Origin of the sequence: Shewanella psychrotolerans, assembly GCF_019457595.1 — a bacterium.
GTDB lineage: Bacteria > Pseudomonadota > Gammaproteobacteria > Enterobacterales > Shewanellaceae > Shewanella > Shewanella psychrotolerans.
Window position 1 is genome coordinate 974,741 of sequence record NZ_CP080419.1, and the last position, 26,600, is coordinate 1,001,340.

At 45.3% G+C, this 26,600-nt stretch carries 25 protein-coding genes and 1 pseudogene; 9 read left to right on the plus strand and 17 right to left on the minus strand.

Annotated features, from left to right (window positions below; all coding sequences use genetic code 11):
• The first annotated feature begins 27 nt into the window (after positions 1-27).
• The gene (locus K0I62_RS04315; RefSeq protein WP_220070294.1) at positions 28-1,854 is read left to right on the plus strand and encodes a flotillin family protein; all 1,827 of its coding nucleotides are present in this window, start codon (positions 28-30) and stop codon (positions 1,852-1,854) included.
• A gap of 66 nt (positions 1,855-1,920) precedes the next feature.
• Here the strand turns inward: K0I62_RS04315 and K0I62_RS04320 are convergent, their stop codons facing one another.
• The 5 genes and pseudogenes from K0I62_RS04320 to K0I62_RS04335 form a co-directional block, all read right to left on the minus strand.
• Positions 1,921-3,402, minus strand: a complete 1,482-nt coding sequence (locus K0I62_RS04320; protein WP_220070295.1) for a carboxypeptidase M32 — start codon at positions 3,400-3,402, stop codon at positions 1,921-1,923.
• A gap of 42 nt (positions 3,403-3,444) precedes the next feature.
• Positions 3,445-4,077, minus strand: coding sequence for a DUF2913 family protein (locus K0I62_RS04325; RefSeq protein WP_220070296.1), 633 nt, complete (start codon positions 4,075-4,077; stop codon positions 3,445-3,447).
• A gap of 100 nt (positions 4,078-4,177) precedes the next feature.
• Positions 4,178-4,315, minus strand: a pseudogene (locus tag K0I62_RS19365) (peroxiredoxin-like family protein); the annotation flags it as partial.
• 159 nt (positions 4,316-4,474) lie between these two features.
• A complete protein-coding gene (locus tag K0I62_RS04330) occupies positions 4,475-5,773 on the minus strand; it encodes a DEAD/DEAH box helicase (protein ID WP_220070297.1) in 1,299 nt (432 codons plus the stop codon).
• Between the two features lie 315 nt (positions 5,774-6,088).
• On the minus strand, positions 6,089-7,876 hold the full coding sequence (locus K0I62_RS04335) for an aminopeptidase P family protein (RefSeq protein WP_220070298.1): 1,788 nt from the start codon (positions 7,874-7,876) through the stop codon (positions 6,089-6,091).
• Between the two features lie 194 nt (positions 7,877-8,070).
• Here K0I62_RS04335 and K0I62_RS04340 point away from each other — a divergent pair, with 194 nt between their 5' ends.
• The 3 genes from K0I62_RS04340 (at position 8,071) to K0I62_RS04350 (ending at position 11,690) form a co-directional block, all read left to right on the plus strand.
• Positions 8,071-9,258 (plus strand): MFS transporter, encoded by a 1,188-nt coding sequence (locus K0I62_RS04340; RefSeq protein WP_220070299.1) that lies wholly within the window; start codon positions 8,071-8,073, stop codon positions 9,256-9,258.
• 172 nt (positions 9,259-9,430) lie between these two features.
• Positions 9,431-10,204, plus strand: a complete 774-nt coding sequence (locus K0I62_RS04345; RefSeq protein ID WP_220070300.1) for an ROK family protein — start codon at positions 9,431-9,433, stop codon at positions 10,202-10,204.
• Positions 10,205-10,460: 256 nt separating this feature from the next.
• Positions 10,461-11,690, plus strand: a complete 1,230-nt coding sequence (locus K0I62_RS04350; RefSeq protein WP_286670321.1) for a M24 family metallopeptidase — start codon at positions 10,461-10,463, stop codon at positions 11,688-11,690.
• Between the two features lie 91 nt (positions 11,691-11,781).
• On the opposite strand, the gene bamJ is transcribed toward K0I62_RS04350, so the two are convergent.
• The 3 genes from bamJ to K0I62_RS04365 all read right to left on the minus strand — a co-directional run bounded on the left by bamJ (position 11,782) and on the right by K0I62_RS04365 (position 13,463).
• The gene (bamJ, locus tag K0I62_RS04355) at positions 11,782-12,255 is read right to left on the minus strand and encodes a BamJ family beta-barrel-assembly machinery protein (protein ID WP_220070301.1); all 474 of its coding nucleotides are present in this window, start codon (positions 12,253-12,255) and stop codon (positions 11,782-11,784) included.
• A gap of 29 nt (positions 12,256-12,284) precedes the next feature.
• On the minus strand, positions 12,285-12,923 hold the full coding sequence (locus tag K0I62_RS04360) for a DUF1294 domain-containing protein (protein ID WP_220070302.1): 639 nt from the start codon (positions 12,921-12,923) through the stop codon (positions 12,285-12,287).
• Between the two features lie 63 nt (positions 12,924-12,986).
• Positions 12,987-13,463 (minus strand): hotdog fold domain-containing protein, encoded by a 477-nt coding sequence (locus K0I62_RS04365; RefSeq protein WP_220070303.1) that lies wholly within the window; start codon positions 13,461-13,463, stop codon positions 12,987-12,989.
• A 206-nt stretch (positions 13,464-13,669) separates the two neighbouring features.
• Here K0I62_RS04365 and K0I62_RS04370 point away from each other — a divergent pair, with 206 nt between their 5' ends.
• Together K0I62_RS04370 and K0I62_RS04375 are read left to right on the plus strand one after the other, a co-directional pair.
• Positions 13,670-14,590, plus strand: a complete 921-nt coding sequence (locus tag K0I62_RS04370; RefSeq protein ID WP_220070304.1) for a polyprenyl-phosphate transporter — start codon at positions 13,670-13,672, stop codon at positions 14,588-14,590.
• Positions 14,587-14,763 (plus strand): hypothetical protein, encoded by a 177-nt coding sequence (locus tag K0I62_RS04375; protein WP_220070305.1) that lies wholly within the window; start codon positions 14,587-14,589, stop codon positions 14,761-14,763. The genes K0I62_RS04370 and K0I62_RS04375 overlap by 4 nt, the downstream gene beginning before the upstream one ends.
• Positions 14,764-14,811: 48 nt before the next feature.
• On the opposite strand, the gene K0I62_RS04380 is transcribed toward K0I62_RS04375, so the two are convergent.
• Positions 14,812-15,156: a DUF3634 family protein gene (locus tag K0I62_RS04380; protein WP_220070306.1), complete on the minus strand. Its 345-nt coding sequence runs from the start codon at positions 15,154-15,156 to the stop codon at positions 14,812-14,814.
• 128 nt (positions 15,157-15,284) lie between these two features.
• Between K0I62_RS04380 and K0I62_RS04385 the strand changes: the two genes are divergently transcribed.
• A complete protein-coding gene (locus tag K0I62_RS04385) occupies positions 15,285-15,458 on the plus strand; it encodes a hypothetical protein (RefSeq protein ID WP_220070307.1) in 174 nt (57 codons plus the stop codon).
• 62 nt (positions 15,459-15,520) lie between these two features.
• Here the strand turns inward: K0I62_RS04385 and K0I62_RS04390 are convergent, their stop codons facing one another.
• The 4 genes from K0I62_RS04390 to aptA all read right to left on the minus strand — a co-directional run bounded on the left by K0I62_RS04390 (position 15,521) and on the right by aptA (position 19,697).
• The gene (locus K0I62_RS04390) at positions 15,521-16,243 is read right to left on the minus strand and encodes a TorF family putative porin (RefSeq protein ID WP_220070308.1); all 723 of its coding nucleotides are present in this window, start codon (positions 16,241-16,243) and stop codon (positions 15,521-15,523) included.
• Between the two features lie 122 nt (positions 16,244-16,365).
• Entirely contained in the window at positions 16,366-16,731 is a 366-nt protein-coding gene (locus K0I62_RS04395) for a cupin domain-containing protein (RefSeq protein WP_220071277.1), read from the minus strand.
• 76 nt (positions 16,732-16,807) lie between these two features.
• On the minus strand, positions 16,808-18,298 hold the full coding sequence (locus K0I62_RS04400) for a CoA-acylating methylmalonate-semialdehyde dehydrogenase (RefSeq protein ID WP_220070309.1): 1,491 nt from the start codon (positions 18,296-18,298) through the stop codon (positions 16,808-16,810).
• Positions 18,299-18,356: 58 nt separating this feature from the next.
• Positions 18,357-19,697 (minus strand): omega-aminotransferase AptA, encoded by a 1,341-nt coding sequence (gene aptA / locus K0I62_RS04405; RefSeq protein ID WP_220070310.1) that lies wholly within the window; start codon positions 19,695-19,697, stop codon positions 18,357-18,359.
• A 257-nt stretch (positions 19,698-19,954) separates the two neighbouring features.
• Here aptA and K0I62_RS04410 point away from each other — a divergent pair, with 257 nt between their 5' ends.
• Together K0I62_RS04410 and K0I62_RS04415 are read left to right on the plus strand one after the other, a co-directional pair.
• Positions 19,955-21,451: an aldehyde dehydrogenase gene (locus K0I62_RS04410; protein ID WP_220070311.1), complete on the plus strand. Its 1,497-nt coding sequence runs from the start codon at positions 19,955-19,957 to the stop codon at positions 21,449-21,451.
• Between the two features lie 247 nt (positions 21,452-21,698).
• On the plus strand, positions 21,699-22,583 hold the full coding sequence (locus K0I62_RS04415) for a sulfurtransferase (RefSeq protein WP_220070312.1): 885 nt from the start codon (positions 21,699-21,701) through the stop codon (positions 22,581-22,583).
• 293 nt (positions 22,584-22,876) lie between these two features.
• Here K0I62_RS04415 and K0I62_RS04420 read toward each other — a convergent pair whose 3' ends face one another.
• The 4 genes from K0I62_RS04420 to K0I62_RS04435 form a co-directional block, all read right to left on the minus strand.
• On the minus strand, positions 22,877-23,533 hold the full coding sequence (locus K0I62_RS04420) for a nitroreductase family protein (protein WP_220070313.1): 657 nt from the start codon (positions 23,531-23,533) through the stop codon (positions 22,877-22,879).
• A 539-nt stretch (positions 23,534-24,072) separates the two neighbouring features.
• Positions 24,073-24,378, minus strand: coding sequence for a DUF1840 domain-containing protein (locus K0I62_RS04425; RefSeq protein ID WP_220070314.1), 306 nt, complete (start codon positions 24,376-24,378; stop codon positions 24,073-24,075).
• Between the two features lie 172 nt (positions 24,379-24,550).
• Positions 24,551-24,787 (minus strand): HP1242/YdcH family protein, encoded by a 237-nt coding sequence (locus K0I62_RS04430; RefSeq protein WP_220070315.1) that lies wholly within the window; start codon positions 24,785-24,787, stop codon positions 24,551-24,553.
• 259 nt (positions 24,788-25,046) lie between these two features.
• Positions 25,047-26,117 carry a PepSY-associated TM helix domain-containing protein gene (locus K0I62_RS04435; protein WP_220070316.1) on the minus strand — a complete coding sequence of 357 codons (1,071 nt, stop codon included), beginning with the start codon at positions 26,115-26,117 and terminating at the stop codon, positions 25,047-25,049.
• Positions 26,118-26,600 lie beyond the last annotated feature (483 nt).

A 26,600-nucleotide genomic window follows, 5' to 3' on the forward strand; every position in this document is an offset into this window, starting at 1 on the left:
AGTAGTGGCATTTTTTAAGGAATAAAAATGGGTGAAATTCAGGGGATCGGCTCGACGCTTAACGGCAGTTTTGTGTTTATTGTCGCAGGTGCGGTATTAATTGGTTTATTGGTGATCGGATTGATATTCGCAAAGCTCTACCGACGTGCGTCGAAAGAGATGGCGTTTGTGCGAACCGGCTTTGGTGGTGAAAAAATCATCAAGGACGGTGGTGCTATCGTACTCCCAGTGCTTCATGAGACCATTGCCGTCAACATGAATACGCTGCGCATCGAAGTGGAGAAGATGCAAAAAGATGCGCTGATCACTAAAGACAGAATGCGCGTCGATGTGCGCGCCGATTTTTATCTGCGAGTTGCTCCAAGTTCCGAAGGCATCTCGATGGCAGCCCAGACATTAGGCACGCGAACAACCCGCGTCGAAGAGGTCAAAAAGCTGATGGAGTCTAAGTTTGTCGACGTACTGCGTGCGGTCGCAGCAGAGATGACCATGACAGAGATGCATGAGCAGCGGGCGGATTTTGTGCAGCGTGTACAAAACAATGTGGCCAACGATCTTGAAAAGAATGGTTTAGAACTTGAGTCTGTCTCGTTAACCGGCTTTGACCAAACAGACCTACAGTTTTTCAATGAAAACAACGCATTCGATGCCGAAGGTCGCGCGCGTCTGGCTAAGATTATTGAAGAGAAGCGCAAAGAAACTAACGATATCGAACAAGATAATCGCATCAAGATCGAACAGCGTAACCTCGAAGCGGAAAAAGAGTCGCTAGAGATTGAAAAGGCGGAACAAGAAGCCCGCTTGGCTCAACAACAGGTGCTCGACTTTAAGCGCGCCGAGCAAAAAGCTGAGATCTTAAAGCAGCAAGAACAGAAGACCCGTGAAGAGCGTGAAGCGGAGATCGCCAGAGAGCGCGCCGTTGAAACGGCACAGATTGAAAAGACCAAAGATATCGAAACCCGTGAGATTGAGAAGCGTAAGTCGATTGAGCAATCACGCATTCAGCAGCAGCGCGATATTGAAGTTGCCGAGCAGGAGAAACAGATTGCCGTTGCGACTAAATCAGAAGAGGAGTCTGCGGCGCGTGCTAAGGCGGCCGAGGCTGAAAAGTTAAAGGTTGAGAAAGAGGAAGCGGTCATTACCGCTCGTCAAGTGGCTGAGGCTAATCGCCGTAAAGAGATTGAAGTCATCGATGCGCGTAAAGAGGCAGAGCGTGAAGCGGTTGCGGTAACCGTCGAAGCGGAAGCCGAGAAACGCGCCGCAGAAGATAGAGCGAGTGCGATTCTGACGGAATCCAGAGCCAGTGCAGATGCTAAGATATTGCAGGCACAGGCGAATGAGAAAGTGTACGAAGTCGATGCTAAAGGTAAGCAGGCCTTACATGAAGCTGAAAACGTGCTGAGTATAGAACAGATCGAGTTGCAGAAGGCACTCGCTATGCTCAAGGCCTTACCACAGATCATTGAGCAATCGGTTAAGCCGTTAGAGAACATTGAGGGGATTAAGATCCTTCAAGGTTATGGCGCTGGTGGAAATACCCTAGCGACAGGTCAGGGTGAAGGACATGCAAGTCAAGGCGGTATGGCCGAGCAGGTCACTAGCGCGGCGCTTAATTATCGCGCTAATGCGCCCTTGGTCGATGCTATGTTAAGAGAGCTAGGTTTGGTGGATGCCGATAAAGGGAGCCTGAACTCTCTACTCAGTGGCAATCATCAGTTAATCAATGAGGTTTTCCCTGCGGGTGAATCCACTTACCATACTGATGCTGTCAAGGGGGCTGGCTTAAACGGTGCAGGTTCAAAAAGTAGCGGGTTAAATGGTGCCGCAGCTACTGATGCTGAGCCGCGCCAATAGGCTGTAAGTTGCGTAGCAAGAAGCACCCGTTTGGGTGCTTCTTTGTTTTAGGTGTCGCTAATACTACTAAAGGTATCGATTAAGCAGATGCCGCTTAAAGTGAGCCGGATTTAAGGTTTCCCCTGTCACGGTAGTGACTAGTTCATCAGTGGTGAGCAGTGAACCTTGAGACCAAATATTGTCGTTTAACCATTGCATGACTGTAGCAATCTTGCCACTGCTTATCAGTGAGTCTAGATTGCCTATTTGGCTCTCCATACTGGCTCTGAACTGGGCGGCATACATGGCGCCTAAACTGTAGCTAGGGAAGTAACCAAGCTCACCCACAGGCCAGTGAATATCTTGCATACAGCCGTTGCGATAATCTCCTTGAGTCGATAATCCTAATAGCGATTGCATGGACAGATCCCAAAACTCAGGCAGATCGGCCACGGTCAGGCTACCATCGATAAGGCCTTTTTCCACTTCATAACGCAGCATAATATGGCAAGGGTAAGTCACTTCATCGGCATCGACACGGATAAGCCCAGGTGAGACTCGGGTAACCAGTTGTTGTAGCTGGCTATCGTTGAATTGGGTATTGAGATGCAGGTTAATACTTTGAGTGAGCTGTTTGAGTAAGCCTTCACCGCGGGCCAGTTGCATCTCAAAAAACAGGCTCTGGCTTTCGTGAATCGCCATCGAGCGGGCGTGCCCAGCAGGTTGTCCACGCCATTTGATTGGTAATCCTTGCTCATACCTAGCATGACCCGTTTCATGAATAGTGCTAAACAGCGCGGTAAGAAAATCTTGTTCATCATAGCGAGTGGTGATGCGCACATCGCCAGGAACACCGCCTGAAAATGGATGGCTGCTGGTGTCGAGTCTTCCTAGGCTAAAATCAAACCCCAATTGGGTTATCACCTCGGTATTCAAGATCCGCTGCGCATCGACTGCGGCGCTGGGAAGTTTGAGCTTCGGCCACGCTTGCTGCTGCGCTTGTACTTGGCTGATAAGATCTGGCAACCAGGTTTTCAGATCGCCAAATACCTTATCAATTTGTGCTGTGTTGGTACCTGGCTCAAATTTATTAATCAAGGCATCATAGGGGGCGATATTTTGCACTTCACCTAGGATGTTCGCCTCTTCTCGAACCAAGGCGATAACCGCTTCTAAATTGGGCTTAAATCCCTGCCAATCATTATTTTTTCGCTGCTCCCGCCACCCATGTTCACAGGCGTAAGTGAGCTCGGTTTTCGCCTGAACCAGTTTACCCGGAAGCGCCGTCGCTTGAAGGTGTTGGTAGTTCATTTCGCGTAAGTTAGCGCGCTGATCATCTGACAATGGTTCATAGGCGGCACGTGCCAGCTGTTCGCCTAAATCGGCAGAGGTCTTAAGAGTATGAATATGCAGTGCCAGTTGTGCCATGGCCTCGCCGCGAGCCTGACTGCCGCCAGCAGGCATCATGGTCGCCTGATCCCAATCTCCTAGAGCCTGCAAATGCTCAAAGTGGTAAATGGTTTTAAACTGCTGACACAAGTTATTGTAGTGTTGTGATGATGATGTCATAGCCGCTCTCGTATGCAGAGTTGTTGGAATTGCTCGCTAGCGTTAGCTAACTAATAGCGCCAATGCTGGTTGCTGATTATTTGGGTAAACTTTATAGGCTTTATGATGTTTGATTAAGCTGGCTTTCTTGTTGCCAGGGCTCAGCAGTAGCTGATGTTTGGCGGCAAGTCGGGCAAGCAATTGCTCATCGCTGCGGACATAGAGGGTGATGGGTTTAAGCAGTTTTCCGGCTTGGATATGTTGCTCATACTGTTCAACTGAGATAATCAGGCTGTTGCGTCCATCGCTATCGAGTTTAAGCTTGCCACTGACTTCGCAGTCAAGGATCACTAGCCACTCTTCTTCATCAAGTGCTGCAATCATCGCCTTTAGCGCATCGCCAACACCCTGGTTGCCCATGGCTGCATGATATTGCGTGTTAATTCGAGCCAGAAGGTCTGGCAGCTGAGCATTAGCGCCCAGACTGCGACCGTCACGGATCCAGTTAGTCAGATCGCCTGCAACTAATTTGGAAAAACGTCGCTCTTTTAATGCTTGTGCCATCCAGCTACAAATAAAGTGGCTCTCAGCCGCGGCGGTTTTTATGGCATTAGGCGTGTCGGCTCTTTGGGCTAAAGCGGCGAGTCCAGCTTGGGCTAATTCAACAATGGCTTGGTTATAGGTTTGCTCTGTCATGGTTTCTCCGAGCAGAAAAAGTGGCGATTTGCTCGGAGAGTATACCCTATATCCTTGTTATCCCTCTATGATTGCATTCCTTTATAACTGCATGCCTCTATTACTGCGTGACTAAACTCGCAGCGGTTAAGATGAGTTTTGGATCGGCGCGAACCTTGTAATTGGGGTTGACGTATTGAAAGTGGACTAAGCCATTTTTATCTATGATATAGATGGCGGGAACAGGTAATCGAAAGCGTTCGTCGCCGTCCCTATTTTTTATCGTTAATTTTTTACATGCTGCTTACTTTGGTCAGTTTGAGTTGTTTTTGCACTGGTCAAATAAACCACGCTTTATCGATGTGCACAAAAAAGGCACAGTTAAGTGCCTTATTTGATTATAAAAACTGTACGTCGATTATTTGGGCTTCTTTATTTTAGCGTTAGCAGAGTTCTTCAGCTTCACTCGGCGAGTCCCTAAATTCTTTTCGGCGACAACTTGGGCACCGACGTTGTCGGTTCGCTGTTGTCTCTTGGCGAAACTGCGACGTTTCTGTAGATGTTTGATCAGTAGCTCTCGACTACCAACCTCGTAGCCTGGGATCGTAATACGGCGGATCTTATTACCGATCAATTTTTCGATGTCGTGTAAGGTGCGCTCTTCTTCACGACTGACCAAAGAGATGGCGACGCCGCTGCGACCTGCACGGCCTGTACGGCCAATACGGTGGACATAATCTTCTGCAAGGAAGGGCAGATCGTAGTTAACGACATATTCTAGCGCTGGAATATCTAAGCCGCGAGCAGCCACTTCGGTGGCAACCAAAGCGCGTACTTTACCCTCTTTAAATTCACGCAGCGCACGGCGACGATTTCCTTGGGCTTTTTCGCCGTGTACTACGGCTGAAGGGATACCATCGAGGTTTAGCTCTTTAACTAAGGTATCGGCAGCTTCTCGAGTGGCGGTAAATACCAGTACCTGTTGCCAGTTCTTAGTACCAATCAACTCTGATAGTAACTCACGTTTGCGGCGTTGCTCTACTGGGTAGACCACTTGACTTACTGTCACAGCGGTGGTGTTTTGCTTATCGACACTAATGAGTTTTGGTTTAACTAACATCTCGTTTGCGAGCTGTTTTACCGCATTTGAGAAGGTCGCAGAAAATAGCAGGTTTTGACGTTTGCTATTAACCGCTTGCAGAATTTTTTGAATGTCACTGATAAAGCCCATATCCAGCATACGGTCGGCTTCATCGAGTACTAAGAAATCGACATGAGATAAGCTTAGGTTACAAGCCTGAATATGTTCCAGTAGACGGCCTGGTGTAGCGACGATAATATCGGCACCTTTCTTTAACTTCTGTGCCTGAGAATCCATTTTGACGCCGCCGTAGATGGTCAACACAGATATGGGCAGATAGCGGCTGTACTCTTTGATATTATCAGCGACTTGCGCGGCCAGCTCTCGAGTTGGCGCTAAAATTAGCGCGCGGGTATTTGAACGTTGAGTCTCGCTTGGGTTGTCGACCATTTTTTGCAATATAGGCAGGGCAAATGCGGCGGTTTTACCCGTCCCTGTTTGTGCACTGGCTAGCACATCTTGGCCGCGACGAATGGCTGGAATGGCTTGCTGCTGAATAGGCGTCATTTTTTGATAGCCACAATCGGAGATAGCGCGCACAATCTCTGGAGCAAAACTAAAAGATTCAAATCTCATTGGGGTATCCTGTTTTTACCTATTCAACATAACGACAATATAACACTCTAGTTCGGGCTGCTTAATCCGTGGAGAAACAATTCTTCGATTAATGACCGACGCCAAATGGCGGCCGCGGAGTATAGCAAAATTTTTGGTTAAAACCTGCACTTTTATTGTATTGGCTTAATCGAAGTTGATAAAGCCAGAGCTTTAGATCTCATGATGACAGCTTTGGATTGGCGCTTTTGTTCTGCTGAAATAAAAACGGCACCTAGATTAGGTGCCGTTTTTCGATATTAGCTTATTGAGATCTTCGAATCACTTGAACTTTGTTTAAATCGCTTCGGTGACGCGTAATAGCCAAGCGAGTTCTTCACCTTGCATTAATGGCGACAAGGTATCGCGAACACGTTGATGATAAGCGTTGAACCAAGCAAGTTCATGATCATTTAGCAATTGAGTGTCGATAAGGCGTGAATCTATTGGGATGAGTGTCAGGGCATGAAACTCATAGGTTTCCCGTTCAGCACCTTCCAAGGCGGCACATGGGCGCACCTCAACTAAGTTTTCAATCCTAATACCAAAGGCATCGGTGCGGTAATAGCCCGGTTCGTTCGATAACACCATGCCCGGAAGCAACGGGACGGCGTTGCTGTTTTTTCCGATTCGTTGAGGCCCTTCATGGACACTTAAAAAGTGGCCAACGCCATGGCCTGTGCCATGATCATAATCGAATCCATGTTGCCATAAATATTGGCGAGCAAAACCATCGAGTTGCTGGCCAGTGGTGCCTTTAGGGAAGCGAGCCTGATCTAAAGCGATATGACCTTTTAATACTAAAGTGACCATTTTGCGCTGCTCGTCAGTAACCTTGCCGATGGCGATGGTGCGAGTAACATCTGTTGTGCCATCTAAATATTGCGCGCCAGAGTCGACCAAATAGATGCTGTCCATCTGCATCATGGCGGGGGTGCCGTTATTGTGATTGTAGTGACACATTGCAGCATTGGCACCAGCCGCTGAGATGGTATCAAAGCTGGGTTCACGATATAAACTGTCTTGCAGGCGGAAACTTTCCAGTTTGTCGGCCAGTACGCCTTCGTCATAGAGTTTACCTGCGGCGACTTGTTGATCTAACCAAGCGAGGAAGCGGCTAACGGCTACCCCATCTCGGATATGGCAGGCGGTCATACCCGCAAGTTCGGCACTATTTTTTTGTGCTTTTGGTAAGGCGACGGGGTCAGCACCTTCAATTAGCTCTGCGCCATGTTGTTTTGCGGTCAATTGCATCCACGCATTGGCGCCGTTGGGATCAATTAATAGTTTAACCCCTGAAAGGGTACTCAATGTCGCTTCAAGTTCGCTTTCGCTTTTAAAGGTTACGCCCGAGCCAACATGTTGCTCGATACCTTGAGGGAGTTTATTGAGATCGGTAAACAACACCATGTCACCATTGGAATAAAGCAGTGATGCGCCGAGGACAACGGGCAGCCTTGGGACATCATTGCCGCGAATATTGAGCAGCCAACAAAATGAATCTAATGCGGTGATAAGGGCGCAATCGGCACCCGCTTGTTTTATGGCTGTGCCAATTTGGCTTCGCTTGTCGAAGCTTGAGCGGCCAGCACTTTCTTCATCAAATAAGATGATAGCTGCGGTGGAGGCTTCTGGACGTTGTTGCCAATGCAGATCGACAGGATTGCTTGCCATCGAGACTAATTCGATACCCGCGCGCTCAAGCTCAGTTTTGGCTGCACGATACCAGTTCAAAGAGTGTAAGCGAGCATCGATGCCGACTTTGGCGCCAGCTGACAGTTGTGAGACTAACCACGAAATTTGTGGCGTGTCGGTAAGGCTCAAGTATTGGTAAAGCGAAGCATCGACCTGCTGTTTTACCTGCACCGTATAACGACCATCAATAAAGATAGCGGCACTCTCTTTTAACACAATTGCCATTCCAGCCGAGCCGGTAAAATTGGTTAGCCACTGAAGACGTTCATTTCGCTCTGGCACATATTCGCCAAGATATTCATCTGCGCGTGGAAGGATAAAGGCGTCTAGCTGGGCTGAGTGTAGCTGGTTACGGACTAAATTGAGGCGCTGTGCTGTTGCAGTCGTCATACTGGCTCCTGTTTTTACTACGGTGAGAGTAGTATCGGGCTTGATCAAATGAGTAAGGATTATCGCAGTTGCAGACCTAGGTTGGAAGGGGGAGTCGCCAATGCCTCGATGATTAACCTAGATTCTTAGCCTATGTGTGGTTTATCTTGCTGGTAGTGAGTTAAATGCGTAACCGATAAATGGAGAACTATTTGATGCCAAGAAATGTATGGGTGTTGACCTTAGCACAAGCCTTTGCGATGAGTGCCACACCCATGATGATGCTGCTTGGTGGTTTGATTGGGGTTGAGTTGGCGCCCACTCCTTCGTTGGCGACGCTACCTATTGGCATGATGGTGATTGGTGTTGCAGTGTCGATTATTCCTGTGAGTCGGCTGATGCGTCGTTTTGGACGCAAGCGAGTGTTCATTTTTGGCGCTTGTTATGGTGCTTTAGCGGGTGTTGTTGCCGCGATTGCGACGCAAACACATGGGTTTTCACTATTTTGTTTTAGCGGTTTGATGCTCGGCACATCGGGTGCCATCGTGCAGCAATATCGATTTGCAGCAATGGAGTCGGTAGAGGCAATTGATGGGGCCAAGGCTGCTTCGCGTGTGCTTGTTGGCGGGTTAATTGCTGCGGTTGTGGGGCCGGAACTCGCGGTTTTGGGATCTCATCTTATTCGCGAATCTTATGTTGGCGCGTTCCTTTTTCTAACCTTAGTTTGTTTGATAGCGGCCATGGTACTGACCTTTTATCAAGAGCCGCTTACTACAGCATCGAATGTTAATGAGTCAGTAAAAGATGGGCGACCGTTAGCGAAGATTTTATTACAGCCACAAATCTGGACAGCCATTGGCGCGGCAACCATAGGCTATGGCATGATGAGTTTTGTGATGACAGCAACGCCGTTGCATATGCATCATATGGAGCACCATTCACTTGCCGATACTAAATGGGTGATCCAAAGCCATATCATCGCGATGTACTTCCCCTCACTGTTTAGTGGCTATTTGATGGCTAAGTTTGGCACTCAAAAGATGATGTTAGCAGGGTTGTTTGCCTATGGCCTAACAATCACCATAGCGTTAATGGGACATGAACTGCTCAATTATTGGGTTGCACTCGTGCTATTAGGTATTGGCTGGAATTTTCTGTTTGTTGTGGGCACTGTGCTATTGAGCAGCTATTACCAAAGGGAAGAGCGATTTAAGGTGCAGTCTTTTAATGATGCCTTTGTGTTTAGCTCGCAAGCTATCGCTTCGTTAAGTGCGGGGTTGGTGTTATATCATCTTGGATGGAAGGTGATGCTCGTAAGCTGTATTCCGCTTATCGCAATTCACTTATGCCTTATGGCGTGGGGCAGCGTCGCCCAACTTAAGCATTCAAAGCTTGGATCTTGAGTGGAAATGTAACTTTTAAGTGACCCAATCTTTATTCTCTGTGCTGTAAATGTAATCAAAGCAGTGTCTTATAAGCAGTTTTTATGGCGTTACCGTCACCAGTTTGTGATAACATTGTTGGCTGTAAAGTTAAGCTGATTTTTATACTTGGACAGATGTTATCGGAGCATATATGCAATTATTGACCATTGATATTGGTGGTTCGACAGCCCTTTTTGAGATAGAAGTCCAAGGACGTACTGAGCAGTATAAGATTGCCACTGGTGAGCATTTTACGGTAAAACAACTTAATCAGCAGATCGCGGAGCTTGAAGCGGATTATGGACTTGTTGATTATCAACTCGGTATTGCTGTCCCCGGCTTAGTAAAAAATCAAACCTTAGTTTCTTGTAAAGTGTCACCCAAGCTCAATGGGCTTTGTCTGGCGCAACTAGACACTAAAGCCAAACGCGCCATTATTCATAACGATATCGACGCGGGCATGCTTGTATTATGTAACGCTAAGAATGATTGTGAATTGCTATTGATGAGCGGCATGGGAATTGGAATGTCTATCGCCATTAAGGGCCAACTTTTCACTGGTGCCGCTGGCGTTGCCGGAGAGCTTGGGCATTGTCGGGTGATCAGTGAGTCTGGCGAATATAGCCTAGAGCAACTTGCTAGCGGAGAATCTATTCGTAGAGGTGGGCTTAAATCACCGCAAGAGTTGTATCGTGCTGGGAGTTATTTGGGGATGGGGTTGGCATGGTCTGTTAATCTGTTTAACCCAAACCGGATTTGGTTAGCTGGCCCTATGATGAATAATCACGATTATCATCGAGGCTGCGTAGATTCGTTAAAACAGCTAGCCCTGACAGCGCCAATGAGCGACGTTAATATTGCACGGGTTGATGATATGGAAACCTTAGTTTGTCGTGGCTTACAAGTCTTGCTAAGGCAACAGTGATAGGCTGCTATGTTCGAAAGTGGCTTGACGCTTTCGTTGTTTGTTCGTTTTACAGCGTTTGCCTTACTGTTCATTTTCTATCGTTTTCCCTGTCGCATTGTTCTTAACCTAATTGTCACTCCCCATTAGAAATCGCTCATCAAATTTATACTGAAACTCTGTATATTTTATGCTAATAAGCGTACTTGCAATCTTAAACACTCACGACAAGGTGTCCATCATTGACTCTTGAAGTGAAAAATATAAAGGGTGTTTTATGACAGATATGAGCAGTAGTACGATCGGTATTGGTGGCTCAACGTCAGCTGCAGAGCTAGCTAAGCTTAAGGACATGACTGACGGCGTGGTAGGGATCAGTCAAGATGAGTTTGCTGCTCGTGTCGAAAAAGCGCAGCAGCTTATGCTTGAGCAAGGGTTAGCGGCTATCTATATTAACGCGGGAACGAACCTTTATTATTTTACGGGTACACGCTGGTATGCCAGTGAGCGCATGGTTGGTGCTATTATTCCTGCAAGCGGCGACGTGGAATATATCGCGCCCGCATTTGAGTTAGATACCCTAAAAGGTTTTATGGTTATTGATGGCAAGGTGAATACTTGGCAGGAAGATGAGAGTCCTTATCAGTTGTTTGGCCAAGTGCTCAATAACATGGGTATCGATAGCGGTAAAGTGGGCATCGATGAATCTGCCGCTTTCTTTATATTTGATGGAGTGCGTCAAGCTGCGCCAAGTTTAGAGTATGTAAATGCAAAAAGCGTCACCGCTGCGTGTCGTATGATTAAGTCGGCAACGGAGCTGAGTCTGCTGCAGCGTGCCAAAGAGATGACCCTTGAAGTGCACAAAGCGGCGGCGCGTATTTTATGCGTCGGGATCTCGGTTAGTGAAGTAGAAGACTTTATTAATGAGGCCCATAAGGCGGTAGGGATTCCTGCGGGATCCCATTTCTGTATCGTTCTATTTGGCGAAGACAGTGCATACCCACATGGCGTTAAGTCGCCCAAGGTGCTAGAACTTAATGATACAGTGTTGATTGATACTGGCTGCCAGCTTCACGGTTATAACTCAGATATTACTCGCACTTATGTATTTGGTACCCCAAGCGATCGTCAACGTCAGTTATGGCAATTAGAGAAAGACGCGCAGATCGCAGCATTTGAAGCGGCTAAAGTGGGCGCTACCTGTGCTAGCGTCGATAAAGCTGCGCGAGATGTGTTAGAGGCTGCAGGGTTTGGTCCTGGATACAAGGTACCTGGCTTACCTCATCGGACAGGTCATGGGATCGGATTAGATATTCACGAATGGCCATATCTAGTACTTAACGATCTGACGCCGCTCGCACCAGGTATGTGTTTTAGTAATGAGCCTATGCTGTGTGTCCCTGGAGAGTTTGGGGTGCGTCATGAAGATCACTTCTATATGACCGACACTGGCCCAGTTTGGTTTACCCAGCCTGCTGACTCAATCGATAACCCATTTGGTTATTAGGCCTCAACAGGTTTCAGTCCTGTGCGCTTAATGCACAGTGGTAAAACAGCATAAAAAATGCGCCATTTGGCGCATTTTTTATTAAAGATAATTACTTATCTATGCTGATCAGCTCAACATCAAAAATGAGCACCGAGCCTCCAGTGATCTTGCCTGTGCTGCGGTTTCCGTAAGCTAATGTACTTGGAATGAAGAAGCGGGTCTTTTCGCCCTCCACCATTAACTGTACGCCTTCGGTCCAACCTTTAATGACACGGTTGAGCGGAAAAGCGATGGGCTCGCCCCGTTCAACTGAGCTGTCAAAGACGGTGCCATCGATTAAGGTGCCATGGTAATGCACCGTAACCGTATCAGTCGCCTTAGGGTGCTCGGTGCCATCGCCCTTTGCCAATACTTGATATTGCAGTCCCGATAGGGTTTCAATCACACCAGGTTTGTTTTTGTTGTCGGCTAAAAATTGCTGACCAATCTCAATATTTTCTTTAGCTGCTTTTTGGTTATTCATACTGGTGTAAAAGTAAAATAGCACCCCAGCAATCACGACGACCGCTAATATCATTCTCATAATTAATTCATTTAGTTAAAGTTGATGTCTCATAATACCCAATCTATAAGGCTAAAACTACTGAGATAGCCTCGATAGCCAAACCAGATTAATGTCGCGCTGTTTAACACGATAACCAGCCATAAACCCAAGCGAAAACTCACCTTCTGAGATTTATGCCTTAGGGTTTGCTTAGCGACTAGGGCACCAGGCCAGCCGCCCAACAAGGACATTAGCTGTAAGCTACGCTCGCTGATGCGTCTGTTTTGCAAGCGAGCGGCGCGTTTATCGATCGCAAACATGATAAAAGTTATCAGACTTAAGGCTGCATAATAGAGCAGGGGATCGATGGGGATCTGCTGTGTCAGGTAGGCTATTGTTAACGCGATGAATAGCCCTGCGACAAGGATTAAGTTTAACTCTTGTTTCGTTTTAAAGGCTAAAAATGGGTGTTTTTGTCTCGTTAGCGGCGTGCCATGTTTATCGACAATGATGGCGCAGCGTCGGCCTCTGGCATCTTTACTCAGCTTAAAACTGACGATTTGCCCCACGCTTGGTGAGGGCGTCTTTGAGGGAAAACTACTGATGTGAACAAATATAGGCGCTGTTTCATCATGGGGCTGGATAAAGCCAAAACCCTTATCCTTATGCCATTTTGTTAAGATACCTGTGGATGGTTTCTGCCTCATTTTCAGCCTAATTATCGCTAAATCACTAATCAGCTTATCCTAAGGTATTTTCAACGCTTGATGTTAGTTTTTAGCAGGCTTAACTGAGATCCACAGCTTTATATGACCTTTTACCACCACAACGTCATTATCATCATAGGCAGTAACCGGAACTAGCATATCGCCTTCGACCCATTGCTCAGGCTTTACTTCTGCAACGCAGCGGATGTCACTGCCCGCTTTAGCGGTATAGTCAACGCTCATCCCTTTTGGGATCCAGCGTAAATGAGCTGGAATTGATGCTTCAGCCATTACACCCATAGCCATTTCCATGCCATTACAGATGGCGATAACGTGCACGGTTTGAATGTGATTGTGTACCGCCTTACGTTTTTTAATAAAGCATTGGCAGTAATTGGGACGTAGGTCAGTGATCAATGGGCGTATGGTGCCGAAATAGGGGGCCATACGTGCCACCATAATAGAGAAAATCTTATTACCAAGTGGTAGTTTTGAAAGCCTATTGTAGAGGCGCATAACTTTAGTGGGATTCTGTTTCATTGTAAGTTTCTATTATTATATTTATCTGGTCTGATGAGTGCATAGGGTAGCCTAATCACAATTAGTTAACAACAGGACTTAGCACAGATGAGCATGCCGTGATAAATGAAGCAAAGTTCATTTCCCCATATTGCACTGGCATGGGTATAATCAAGGGCTATCGATACCGTGATGGCGGTATGAGACCAATTTTATAAGGATTTTGAGTGAAATACCTGCTGACATATTTAAAAGGCATGGCAATGGGGGCCGCTGATGTTGTGCCTGGTGTATCGGGTGGAACGATTGCTTTTATTACTGGGATTTTGGATACGCTATTAGAAAGCATTCGTCGAGTTAACCCAAGTTTGATCAAGGTTATTCGCCGTCAAGGTGTTAAATCTGCATTTGAATATATCAACGGCCCATTTTTATTAGCGGTTTTCGGGGGAATATTAACCAGTATTTTCACCTTAGCTAAGTTGATCACCTACCTTTTGACTCATCACCCGATCCCCGTTTGGTCGTTCTTTTTTGGGCTGATTATTATTTCGGTTATTCATATGTTAAAGCAGGTTCGAGGCTTTTCTTTGACGAGATTGGTGCTGTTTATCGCTGGTGTAGCATTTGCGTGGGGGATAACGGTACTCAATCCCATCGCCCTTGAACTGACCTATTTCAATGTGTTTATCGGTGGCAGTATTGCCATTTGTGCCATGTTGTTACCTGGTATTTCTGGCAGTTTTATTTTGCTGTTACTGGGTTTATATACCTCGATTCTGAATGCGGCAAAGAGCTTTGATATTTTAGTCTTAGCGATTTTTGCTTCTGGTTGTGTATTTGGGTTATTGACCTTTAGCCATTTGTTATCGGCGCTAATGCGACGCTATCATGATGCGACTCTTGTTTTTCTTACGGGCTTGATGCTAGGAACGTTAGGCAAGATCTGGCCGTGGAAGCAGGTTCTTACTTGGAGAGAAAACTCTGCAGGCGAGTTAGTGCCATTGTTGGAACAAAATTTGTCGCCAATGCAGTTTGAGCTGTTTACAGGCCAACCAGCACAGCTTTTCTGGGCAATTGCTGCTATGTCTATGGGAATCGCACTCGTGTGGGGATTAGAGATTTTCGCAGGGAAAAAAGGTCAATGAAGACACTATTGCTTTTAGGCGTATTAGGTTTAACGGCTTGTGTTCATCAGATTGATTTTTCTGTGGAAGAGGAGCCGCAAACCGATCCTCTGGAGGTCAAAGATCCTATGACCACCGATAATCAACGAATTATCGATGATGCCCAGCGTGATGGAAAGCTGAATAAGCGTTAAGATTTGCTGTTTTTCGTTGAAAATAGGCGGCCAGTGAGCCGCCTTTGTTTAGCCCGTTTGTTTGCTATTATCTACCTGTTTCTTATCGTAGTATTCAAACGGAAATTGATTGCGGATACGCTGGGTAATCGCGTCACTTACGTTCGCCGAAACATGTAAGCGCACATCACCTGATTTTTCGGCTCGCACCACACAAGTCAACTTTTCTGATTTAGCAATACCTCTGCATTCTCGCTGGAATTTGTCGGGGATTTTTCCTTTATGGCTGATTAATCGTCCCTCTTTAAAATGCATTTCAAATAGCGTTAATCCCTTTTTACCGCTAAAGATCAGTTTGTATATAAGCACTAGGCCTATAAGGATAAATACGACTTTAAATGTAGTGGCAGTCATGCAAGCTCCAGATTGTTCTTTAACATTGAAGATACTCTCGGTTAACGGTTTTTCCTAGCGGGGTAGATCAAATTTTTTAAAGATAGCTATACTCTTCGAAGGAGTTTAATCGGTTAAGGAAAAACGCTATGCACCTCTCTAATGCCCGTCGCTGGGAAAAGCTCTGTCATCAGCAAGCTGATATTTTGCAAGGTTTATCACAAACCTTTCCCGAGCGTGCTGAGGCGCATCAGCAACTGGTTAACTATTGGCGCATGTTAGCTGAGCGGATTCACCGCGGTGAGAGTTTGAACTTGAAATAAAAAACCGCCAATCATGGCGGTTTTTAGTGTGTCGATAATAACGATGTAAACGGAGCGGAGATTTAGAAAGCGTACGAAGCCGATACTAAGAAAGTGCTATCGTTACGGAAACTACCGGCATCGAACTGATATTCGCTATCGATGTCATTGTCTAACCAAGCAACTGATAATCCTACACCTGCAACTTCTGTTGAAACACCGATAGAGTAATCAACATAGGTACCCATATCATCTTCTGGTGCATCACCGAAGTTATAACCTACATGGAGATCTAAGCTCCAATTTTCAGCAAATCCCCATGAGTAGTTTAGCTCTGTGTAATGGTAATCAAGATCGCTTCCACCGTAGTCATTGGTATACCAATATGCTGCATGGAGATCGGCAAAATAGAAACCAATCGTACCCTCCAGGTAGTCTTGAGATACATCATCACCTGGATAAGTGTAATAAAGTAGTGTGACGTCATATTCTACTTCTTCGCCGATAGCGCCGGCGTAGCCTACATACAAATCAATCTCAATGTTGGCGCCATTTTCATCTTCTGGATCATCAAAATCGACATTACTTCCCCATGCGCCGACAAAAAAACCATTTTCCATGCTGTAATCGATACCAGCTTGTACGGCAAATTCACCTGCGGTCTGTGAGACACCGCGGAAGCGGTAGTCGTTAGTTACACCTATTTCGCCAGAAACTTCAGCTTGGGCGATAGGTGCTATTAGCGCTGCGGATAAGGCTAAGCCAGTAACTTGGGCAATCCGTTTTTTATTAAATTTTTTATACACGGTGGTTTCTCCATTTCACTTGGTTGAAATCAGTATTTTTAAATATTAAAAAATACTAAATTTAGCCAAACAACAGCTGACTTTGCTGAGACTACATGGCGATTACTCAAAATCGAACTCGGTTATTTCTGTTCAAAAATGACGTAAATTTTTCTACACTGTTGGATCACTTTCCATACACCTGAAAACCCGGCAGGAATGACGAATCGGTCACCCTTACTCACAGTGATGCTGTTTCCTGAACTATCGGTTATCTCGCTAGTCCCGGCTAAGATCTCGCAATATTCATGTTCGGTATAGTTGATTTTCCAACTGCCTTTTTCGCCTTGCCAAACACCTGCATGGAATTGATCACAAGGGCTCGAGTAGTGATTATCTAGCTGTTGTTTCGGATCGCCTGAGATCACTTTCTCTTTAGCTACATCGTAATATTCAGTCTCAACTTGGTGTTGACCAAAATTGATAATGGCATCGACATTTAAACTCATCATTGCTCCAACTTTAATATTTTTACATATAAAGGTGCAGAAAGAACGACACCTTTTCTGTAATTTTGTTATCCGTTTATTTCATTGTTGGCATAACAAATTCTGCCTGAGCATCTTTGGATTTTGGCCAGCGAGCGGTGATCGCTTTGCGTTTAGTGTAAAAACGCACGCCATCGGGACCGTGCATATGCAGGGGACCAAACAAGGACCGCTTCCAACCACCGAAACTGTGGAACGCCATTGGCACTGGGATAGGCACATTCACCCCAACCATACCTACCTGTACGTGGTGGCAGAAATGACGAGCGGCTTCACCGCTTTGGGTGAAAATAGCGGTACCGTTGCCAAACTCGTGATCATTGATCAGTTGTAGGGCTTCGCTGTAGTCTTTGACGCGCACTATCGCTAGTACAGGACCAAAGATCTCTTCCTTGTAAATCGTCATCTCTGGCGTCACGTTGTCAAATAAGCAGCCGCCAAGGAAGTAACCTTGTTCATGATCAGCAACACTTAACTGGCGACCATCAGCAAGCAGTGTGGCACCTTCGGCAACACCAATATCGACATATCCACGCACTTTATCCAGATGTTGCTTGGAGATTAGTGGCCCCATATCCATATCGGACTCTAGACCATTACCAACCCGTAACGCCTGGATTTGAGGTAACAGTTTTTCAATCAAGGCATCGCCAGCATCACCTACGGCTAATACTACAGATATAGCCATACAGCGTTCACCTGCGCTGCCGTAAGCAGCACCCATAAGTGCACTAACGGCCTGGTCCAGATCCGCGTCTGGCATTAGCAGCATATGATTCTTGGCACCGCCTAATGCTTGAACTCGCTTGCCATGCTTAGAAGCGGTTTCATAGATATATTGGGCGATAGGCGTCGAACCAACGAAACTAACAGCTTGCACATCTTTATGGCTCAGTAGGGTATCGACAGCTTCTTTGTCACCGTTAACCACATTAAATACACCATCAGGTAACCCGGCTTCTGTCAGCAGTTCCGCCATACGCATCACTGAGCTTGGGTCTTTTTCTGAAGGCTTCATGATAAAGGTGTTACCCGCTGCAATGGCAATGGGGAACATCCACATGGGCACCATGACTGGGAAGTTAAATGGTGCGATACCTGCGACAACACCGAGAGACTGATTAAGCGTCCATGCATCGACGCCGCCGCCTACCTGCTCTGTGTGCTCGCCTTTTAGTAAGTGTGGGATGCCACAAGCAAACTCGACGACCTCTAGGCCGCGAATGATTTCACCTTTGGCGTCATCAAGCACTTTACCGTGTTCACGGGTGATCATTGCCGCTAGCTCATCCATGTTTGCTTCAACCAACGCCTTAAATTTAAATAGGATCCGTGAGCGGTTCAGTGGTGTCATTTGAGACCAGGTCCCGTGAGCCTTTTTCGCTAACTCAATTGCCTCTGCGACCTCTGCTGCACTGGCTAAGGAAACATTCGCTTTTTGTTCGCCTGTCGCCGGTTCAAATACAGCACTGCTGCGCTCGCTATTTCCTGAGTGTTGGCCATTGATGTAGTGGTTTATCTGCTGCATAACGCTTCTTATTCCTGCCAAAGATGATTAAGTATTTAATTAGGTGTGTGAGGTTGATTTAGCCTACGGCTTTAACCGCATCGCTCAAGGTGTTAACCACATGGTCAATTTGTTGTTTGTCGACGATAAGTGGTGGCGAAAGCGCGATAATGTCACCCGTTGCACGCACTAATGTGCCGTGCTTAAAACAGGTCTCGAAAATACCAAATCCACGCTTGCCAATGCCTTTGTCACTGGGCGCGAACTGAATACCAGCGACTAACCCTGTATTACGAATATCGATAATGTTGGGTAAGCCTTTTAAGCTATGAACGGCTTTTTCGAAGTAATCTTCAAGGGATTTACTGCGTTCAAATAGCTGCTCTTCTTTGTAGATATCCAGCGTGGCTAATGCAGCAGCCGCAGCCACAGGATGCCCTGAATAGGTATAACCATGGAACAGTTCTATTGCGCCCTCTGGCGCATCCATACTGGCATCGTAGATGGCATCGTCGATAAGCACTGCACCCATTGGAATGGTGCCGTTGTTGAGCGCTTTGGCTGTTGTGATCATGTCTGGTTTTACATCCCAACGCTCACTCGCGAAGGCGGCGCCCAGACGACCAAATCCTGTGATAACTTCATCAAAGATGAGTAGAATGCCGTGTTTCTGGGTGATCTCTCTTAATCTTTTTAGGTAACCTTGTGGTGGTAAAATTACCCCAGCAGACCCCGACATTGGTTCGACGATCACTGCAGCAATATTTTCGGCGCCATGAAGCAGGACTAGCTGTTCAAGTACCTCTGCTTTTTCGGCGCCCGTTTCGGGTAGGCCTTTGCAAAACGCATTGGTGTTAATGTCTAAGGTATGAGGAAGATGGTCTACACCTTGCAGTAACTGCTGGCTGAAAGTGCGACGATTTCCACCGATTCCTCCGACAGATATGCCGCCAAATCCCACACCATGATAACCAAGCTCTCGACCAATAAAGCGGGTACGCGTGGCTTCACCACGAGCACGATGATAATTGAGTGCAATTTTTAATGCCGTGTCTACCGATTCAGAACCAGAGTTGGTAAAGAACACCTTATTGATGCCTTTAGGGGCGATGTCGGCTAGACGCTCAGCGAGTTGAAAGGCTAATGGGTGACCCATTTGAAACGAGGGCGCATAATCCATCTCATGGATCTGCTTGCTTACCGCCTCTGAGATTGCTTTACGTCCGTGTCCAGCATTACAGCACCAAAGACCTGCGGTGGCATCTAATACTGGGCGTCCATCGACATCCTTGTAATACATACCTTCAGCTTGTGCCAGTAACCGCGGGCTTTGTTTAAACTGTCTATTGGCGGTAAATGGCATCCAATAGTGGTCGAGTGAACCTACTTTTGTTTGCCCAGTCTTCTTAAAGTCTTCCATATCATCTACCCTGGTTCAGATTCATTGTTGTTTTTGTAAGTGGTCGATATTCGCTATGCTATGTCAGAAATAATGAACATGAAAGCAATTTGTTCATTATTTATAGCAAAAAATAACTTTTTGTAAAAAATATTGAAATTTAAATAGGGAAAGGCGTAATCTAGGGCAACAATTGCTTCACCATGCGTTCGGCTCGGTGGCGCGCAAATGGTTATTATTAACTGTAAAGATTATTTATCACCCGTTAAGAGGTCAGAATGAGTACTCCCCAAAGTCGTGAACAATGGCAGCAAATGGCAGATTCGCTTTCTATTAATGGTCAAGCATTTATCAATGGTGAATACTGCGCGGCAGTGTCTGGTGAAACCTTCGATTGTGTGAGTCCAATCGATGGAAAAGTGTTGGCCAAGGTCGCTAGCTGCGATCTTGCAGACGCCAATATTGCCGTCGTTAATGCGCGTGAAGTATTTGAACGTGGTGATTGGTCTCAGATGGCGCCAGTTAAACGTAAGCAGGTGATGATTCGTTTTGCTGAATTATTAGAGCAGAACCAAGATGAGCTGGCGTTGTTAGAGACACTCGATATGGGGAAACCCATACGTTATTCAGGTAGTGTTGATGTGGCTGGCGCGGCTCGCGCGATACGTTGGTCTGGTGAAGCTGTCGATAAAATATATGATGAGATTGCACCAACCGCTCATAACGAGATAGGAATGATCACTCGTGAGCCAGTAGGTGTTGTTGCGGCGATTGTGCCTTGGAATTTCCCTCTGCTTATGGCGTGTTGGAAGTTAGGCCCTGCACTCGCAACGGGTAACAGTGTGGTGTTAAAACCTTCTGAAAAGTCTCCGTTAACCGCTATTCGTATGGCACAGATTGCCATTGAAGCTGGGCTTCCAAAGGGCGTATTAAATGTCTTGCCTGGTTTTGGTCACACCGTGGGGAAAGCGTTAGCACTGCATATGGATGTCGATACCTTAGTGTTTACTGGCTCGACTAAAATTGCCAAGCAGTTGATGATTTATGCGGGTGAATCCAACATGAAGCGCGTTTGGTTAGAGGCTGGTGGTAAAAGCCCTAATATCGTGTTTAATGATGCGCCAGATCTTCAACAAGCCGCCGTTGCGGCGGCGTCAGCCATCGCATTCAACCAAGGAGAAGTATGTACAGCTGGTTCTCGTTTATTGGTGGAAGCTGGGGTTAAAGATGAGCTTATTAAGCTTATCGAAGCTGAGATGCAAGCATGGCAGCCTGGTCATCCGCTTGATCCTGCCACAACTTGTGGCGCGGTAGTCGATCAGCAGCAGCTAGATAATGTACTGGGCTATATTCGCGCTGGTGTTGCTGAGGGGGCCAGTTTGGTACAAGGTGGCCAGCAAGTGATGGCTGAGTCTGGCGGTGTTTATGTCGAACCGACGATCTTCTCAAATGTGAAAAATGAGATGACCATTGCTAAAGAAGAGATCTTCGGCCCAGTATTATCGGTTATCACTTTTGACGGAATGGATGAGGCGATACATATCGCTAACGATACCATTTACGGTTTGGCTGCTGGAGTCTGGACCTCTGATATTAGTAAAGCCCATAAAACAGCTAAGGCGCTACGCAGTGGCATGGTATGGATCAATCATTACGACGGTGGCGATATGACCGCGCCATTCGGCGGTTATAAGCAATCGGGCAACGGTCGCGATAAGTCACTGCATGCTTTCGATAAATACACAGAGATTAAAGCGACTTGGATAGCGCTTTAAGGTTTAAGTCGCGCAATATTTCAAATCATTATCAGTTGATTTTTTTTACGATTTATCCTTATTTCAAGTCTTAGCGTGAAAAAGCCCTTTAACCTATGGTTCAAGGGCTTTTTTGTTTATTGGCTTGATTTTGGTCATGTTCAGTGCTCGGAAGCAGGGATATTTTTCTTGTAGTTTATAAGTGTCTTCGTTTATGTTCCCAATGGATAATAAACTGTCAACTGGCGAAAGCCCGTTTGGAGTAACGATGGAATATCCTTTAGTGAGTACCGCGTGGCTAGAAGCAAATTTGTTTGATGCAAATGTGATAGTGCTTGATGCCAGCATGGACACAGTGATAGGTAAAGAGCCTATTGTCTATGATAAATTTGTTGCCATTCCTAGGGCGCAAAAGTGTGATTTAGAAAACGTGTTTTGTGATTTATCCTCAACTCAAATTCATGCAATGCCTACCGCCGCGCAATTTAATCAAGGGATAGCGCATTTAGATATCGACGTTGACAGTACTGTTGTGATCTATGATAACCAAGGTATCTACTCATCTCCCCGTGCATGGTGGATGTTTAAGCTAATGGGTTTTGATAGGGTGTTTGTGCTCGATGGTGGACTGCCTCAGTGGCTTAGCGAAGAGCGCATGACGGTCGATGAGTATCATCAATATGAAAAGTCGCCTCACGGTAATTTTCAAGCTGAGTATCAACATGGGCTTGTGTGTGACATGACCTATATGCTCTCTCGATTCGATGCTAATGATGTGCAAGTCTTTGATGCCAGAGGTGCTGCTCGTTTTAATGGTGAGGTCGCTGAACCGCGAGCGAATGTACGTAGCGGTCATATTCCCGGCTCGATCAATTTGCCTTTTGCTCAGGTCCTCGACGGCTACAAGCTAAAAGAGGTTGAAGCGCTTCAGGAGTTGTTTAAATGGCAAGATAATGAACAAACTTTTGAACGTATCTTTAGCTGTGGCTCTGGGATCACCGCATGCATATTAATATTAGCCTCAGTCGCATCCGGCCACGTTAAAGCTGTGTTATATGATGGCTCATGGGCTGAGTGGGGGAGCCATCCACAAGTGCCAATCAGTTTAAGCCCATCGAATCATGCAAATTCCAGTAATGTTAAGATTGAATAAGAGCTCAAGAAGGAACTCTTATGAAACACCATTTTCCAAGTGTTATTAAGTTCACATCTGATGCTAGGCTCATACTGTGTTACCTTGCTGTATTCGATTTTTCTGAAGAAAGCTGTACTGAAATCGCGACATTCCTAAAAATGGATCTATTAAATGTTAATCAGTGAGTTATGCTAATTTTTATGATGTCGAGCGTGGGCTGGGTTCAATGCAGACAAAAACAGAGTGATTTCACTCTGTTTTTGAGAGGGGGATTAATCTGATAGATTAATTAATGGCATCGGTATTGCCTTTTATAAAACGGTGAGCACATCTTCAGCTGCTAAACGAGATTTTGGCAAGCTAGCATTATAATCTTCTTCACTGTGATGATAGCCAATCGCTAAGCCTACTTCACAGATAAACCCGTTCAACTCCTCTTTGAATATTTCGCCAATTAACTCACTATCGACCCCTTCCATTGGAGTGGAGTCAATGCCTAGTCTTGCTAAAGTATGCATGGTATTGCCTAAGGCTAAATAGGTTTGTGATTTTGTCCAAGTCGAGGTGTTACCATTTTTATCGGTATTGAGTTCTGCAAAGGCAAACCCGCCAAAAGCCTGCTCTCTGTCTTCTGGCTTAATACGGCCATCAGCGATGCCTTTATCGACCACTTTGGCGTAATCATCACGAGTATAAGCTGGGTTGTACGCGAATAAGATGATGTGTGATGCCGATTTTATATGAGGCTGATTGAACTGAAATTTATTAGCAAAAGTATCATGCATGCGTTGTTTTGCTGCGTCGCTTTCAATAACAATAAATTTCCATGGTTGTGAGTTAATTGATGATGCAGATAGGCGCATCGCTTCGTAAATGACATCGAGATCGGTTTGAGGGATTCGTCTTGATGCATCGTATCTTTTGGCTGTGTAGCGATTTTTTAAGTCGGTAATAATAGGGTGAGTCATAATTTTTCCATTTAATTGAGTAAGCTTGTCAATGAGCTAGCATTGGCAAATGATTTAGCGATTTGTGTCATTTCATTTAGGGTGAACTGTTCAACACAGCCTTAGGTTGCAGCGATATAGTCGGTGATATGGCTACTGGCTAAATGTGTTTGCAAATGTCCACTCTATGTCCAGTTTTCATAAAAATAAAGTGTGCTGGATTATTCTGATCTTGATGAAGGTCGTTGTTTATACAGCCCTCTTCTTTGCGTGTGGTGTCAATGAGTTTAATTGGTTCGGCTTTGACGTGATCAATTTGATCTGTTTTTGGCAATGATGTTTGCCACTCTCGTCAGCCCGTCCCTCTGCATTCCTATATTTGCCGTTAATACTGTGAGTCAACCATACTCGCAGATAATAGGACTAACGGGTTTGAGATAAAACAGGCTAATAGAAGAATCATTGTCAAAATATTATTGACAATAGTGCTAGTTGATTCTGCTGACAGAAAAAGTCGAACTCTCAAACAAAGGTTAATTAGTCTATTTGTTGTTAGTCATTTACTCCCACATCACGTTTGATTGACTATTTTTAGCCGATTCCAACAACTCAATAAGGGGCAGGGCACGATGCCGTAAACTTATATACTGTTCGCTTTCCTCATCGTCATCACTTGACGCTTGTGTAGGCGGTGGAGATTCTATTGCAACCGCGTGAGATAACTTCTCTAATGCAGCGGGCACATCTTCAGTCCTAAATGCACCGGGGACAGAGCCGCTATGGCCCATTATTTTTAACAGTGATTTGGCGACGTCACCAAACAAGGTGATATTAGCGTAGTTATCGCTTTTGAACGTGACTAACATGGGAACCCCTTATAAACAGCGATAAATATCATTGATAGGACTTTGGCTGCTTGTTTTGAGTATGACTGTCTAGACTAGAACATGCCAGTAAAAGTAATGATTTTTATAAATAGGACAGGGGCTTAGGGTGCATTAACTAGCCCCTGTGGATCGGTTCATCATGGGTGTCACATTATTGAGTTAAACGTATATACAGTGCGTCTTTTAATTCTGCTCTGTCGTGTTTAAGTTGATTCATGGCTTCATCGTCGATAGGTGCACCATTCAGTTCTAGTTCTCGAATCTCTTTATCGAGAGCATTGTATTGCTTGGCTGCATCAGCAAAGTTGGGATCAGCTTTGGATAATTTTACTATGGTTGCTTGGTGCTCTGGAAACTCATTTATAAGAGAGTGATCTTCTCCTAACATAAAAACTCCTTGTAATTAGATAGTTAATAAACCGTACCGTTACAATACAAGTAAAGCTAACTCTTGAGCGAATTTCAAGCATTTCCTGTGGCGTTATGGTTCAAACTTGAAGTGGATCAATTGTTAGCATTGACAGCCCCGTCACACAAAATCATTCAGCTTGATCGTTGAGTTTTAATTTATGCAAGGTCTTAAGTTGCTTTGAAAAAATAGCAGCGTAATTGCTGCTATTTGATGACTGTGCTTGTGAGCGTAACGTTTATCGTTTTGCCGTTGTTTTTTTCTTAAAGGTTCGCCGATAAAAAGTGACTAAGGTAAATAGGAATATTATCGCGCCAATGGTAGAGACAAAGGTGATGAGTATCACATAGCTTAATGGCATGTTCAGAGCGTCATGTAATGGCCGAACGAAGCTAGCAATTCGGCCCGATAGTGGTCTATCACGGTGTTTTAAAGCCGACTGGATAACACCTTGCTCAAAGTTCATTGTGATTTTGTCGGCTTCTCTAAGCCAAACATCACTGTGGCTATCAAAACCTATGCTGTAGTTTAATTCTGTTGGTAACGCTTTTTCTTTAGGATTAACACGCGGCTTACTTACCGCAACCAGTTGTGAGTCAGGCCATAGGTTTTGTGCGGTGCTGAGCTGGCTTAGCCAGTTACTCGATTGGCTAACAGGATAACTAATATCATCAATAGACTGCTGCTTTAGTGCGCTAATCCACAAGCCCTTGTAGGTGATTAGAAAACCACTAATACATAAAATAAACAGTGGAATAGAAATAAAAAGTCCCAATTGAATATGGCTTTTTAATAAGCTACTCGAGCGAGTGTTTTTGGGGAGCGTCTGCTTGAATCTAAATCCCTTGCGAACACGCCACCACAGGTAGACGCCGATTAAGGTAATGACACCGCCCGTGAGTGAAGCCCAAGCATTAAGGTATTTACCAAAATCACCCATTAAAAAATGACGATGTAACCAAAATATCGTGCTAAACATCGGAATATCGGATGATTGTCTTATCGCCAGCTCATTAAGATCATTATCAAAAACAATTGATTTACCGCGGGTGGCCGCCTGTACAAATGGTGTGTGTTCGGTAGGAAAGCGCACCGTACTCATCTCTGGATAACGCGCGAACAACGTTTCGACAGTATTGGCTTTCTGAGCGATAGACAGTGGTTGATATTCTTGCCCATGATCATTTAGGCGTTTGATTATATCAACGCTCCCTAAATAAACGCCGCTAGTGAGCGCGATTAGCATGGCAATGCTAACAAAAAAGCCTACCCAGTTATGGAACCACTTTAATGCAGGGACTAGATTCATCTTGATGTTCTCAATATATCGAAGTTAATTGCGATTGAAGATATGGAGTAACAAATGAGTGGTTGCAGTTTGGATAGGGAGATTTTTATCTGTGCTGCTTGTCAACATTTGTCAAACTAATGGTCGCGAATGATAATTAATATCAATTAAGGGTTCAATTAAAGAAGTGTAAAGATCGCTGCATTAGTGTGCTTTAGGCTGAAAAGTGAGACTCGTATCAGCCAAGTTAGTCGACGATAACCTTAAGCGTCGTCAACGGTGAGAGATAGAGGTGTATGCTTACTGCGCTTGTGTTGCTACATGGGTTGATTTGCCATCGTCATGCACTCTGAATTGCCATTGATTTTTTAGACTTGTATAGTCTATCGCGTTCTAGAGTTAGCGTTAATTATTCTAATGAATATATGGGCTTATTTTAAATAATAAGTGTTAATATGGAGGAGTCTAAGCACTTTGATAGGACACCAAACTCATACCAATTTT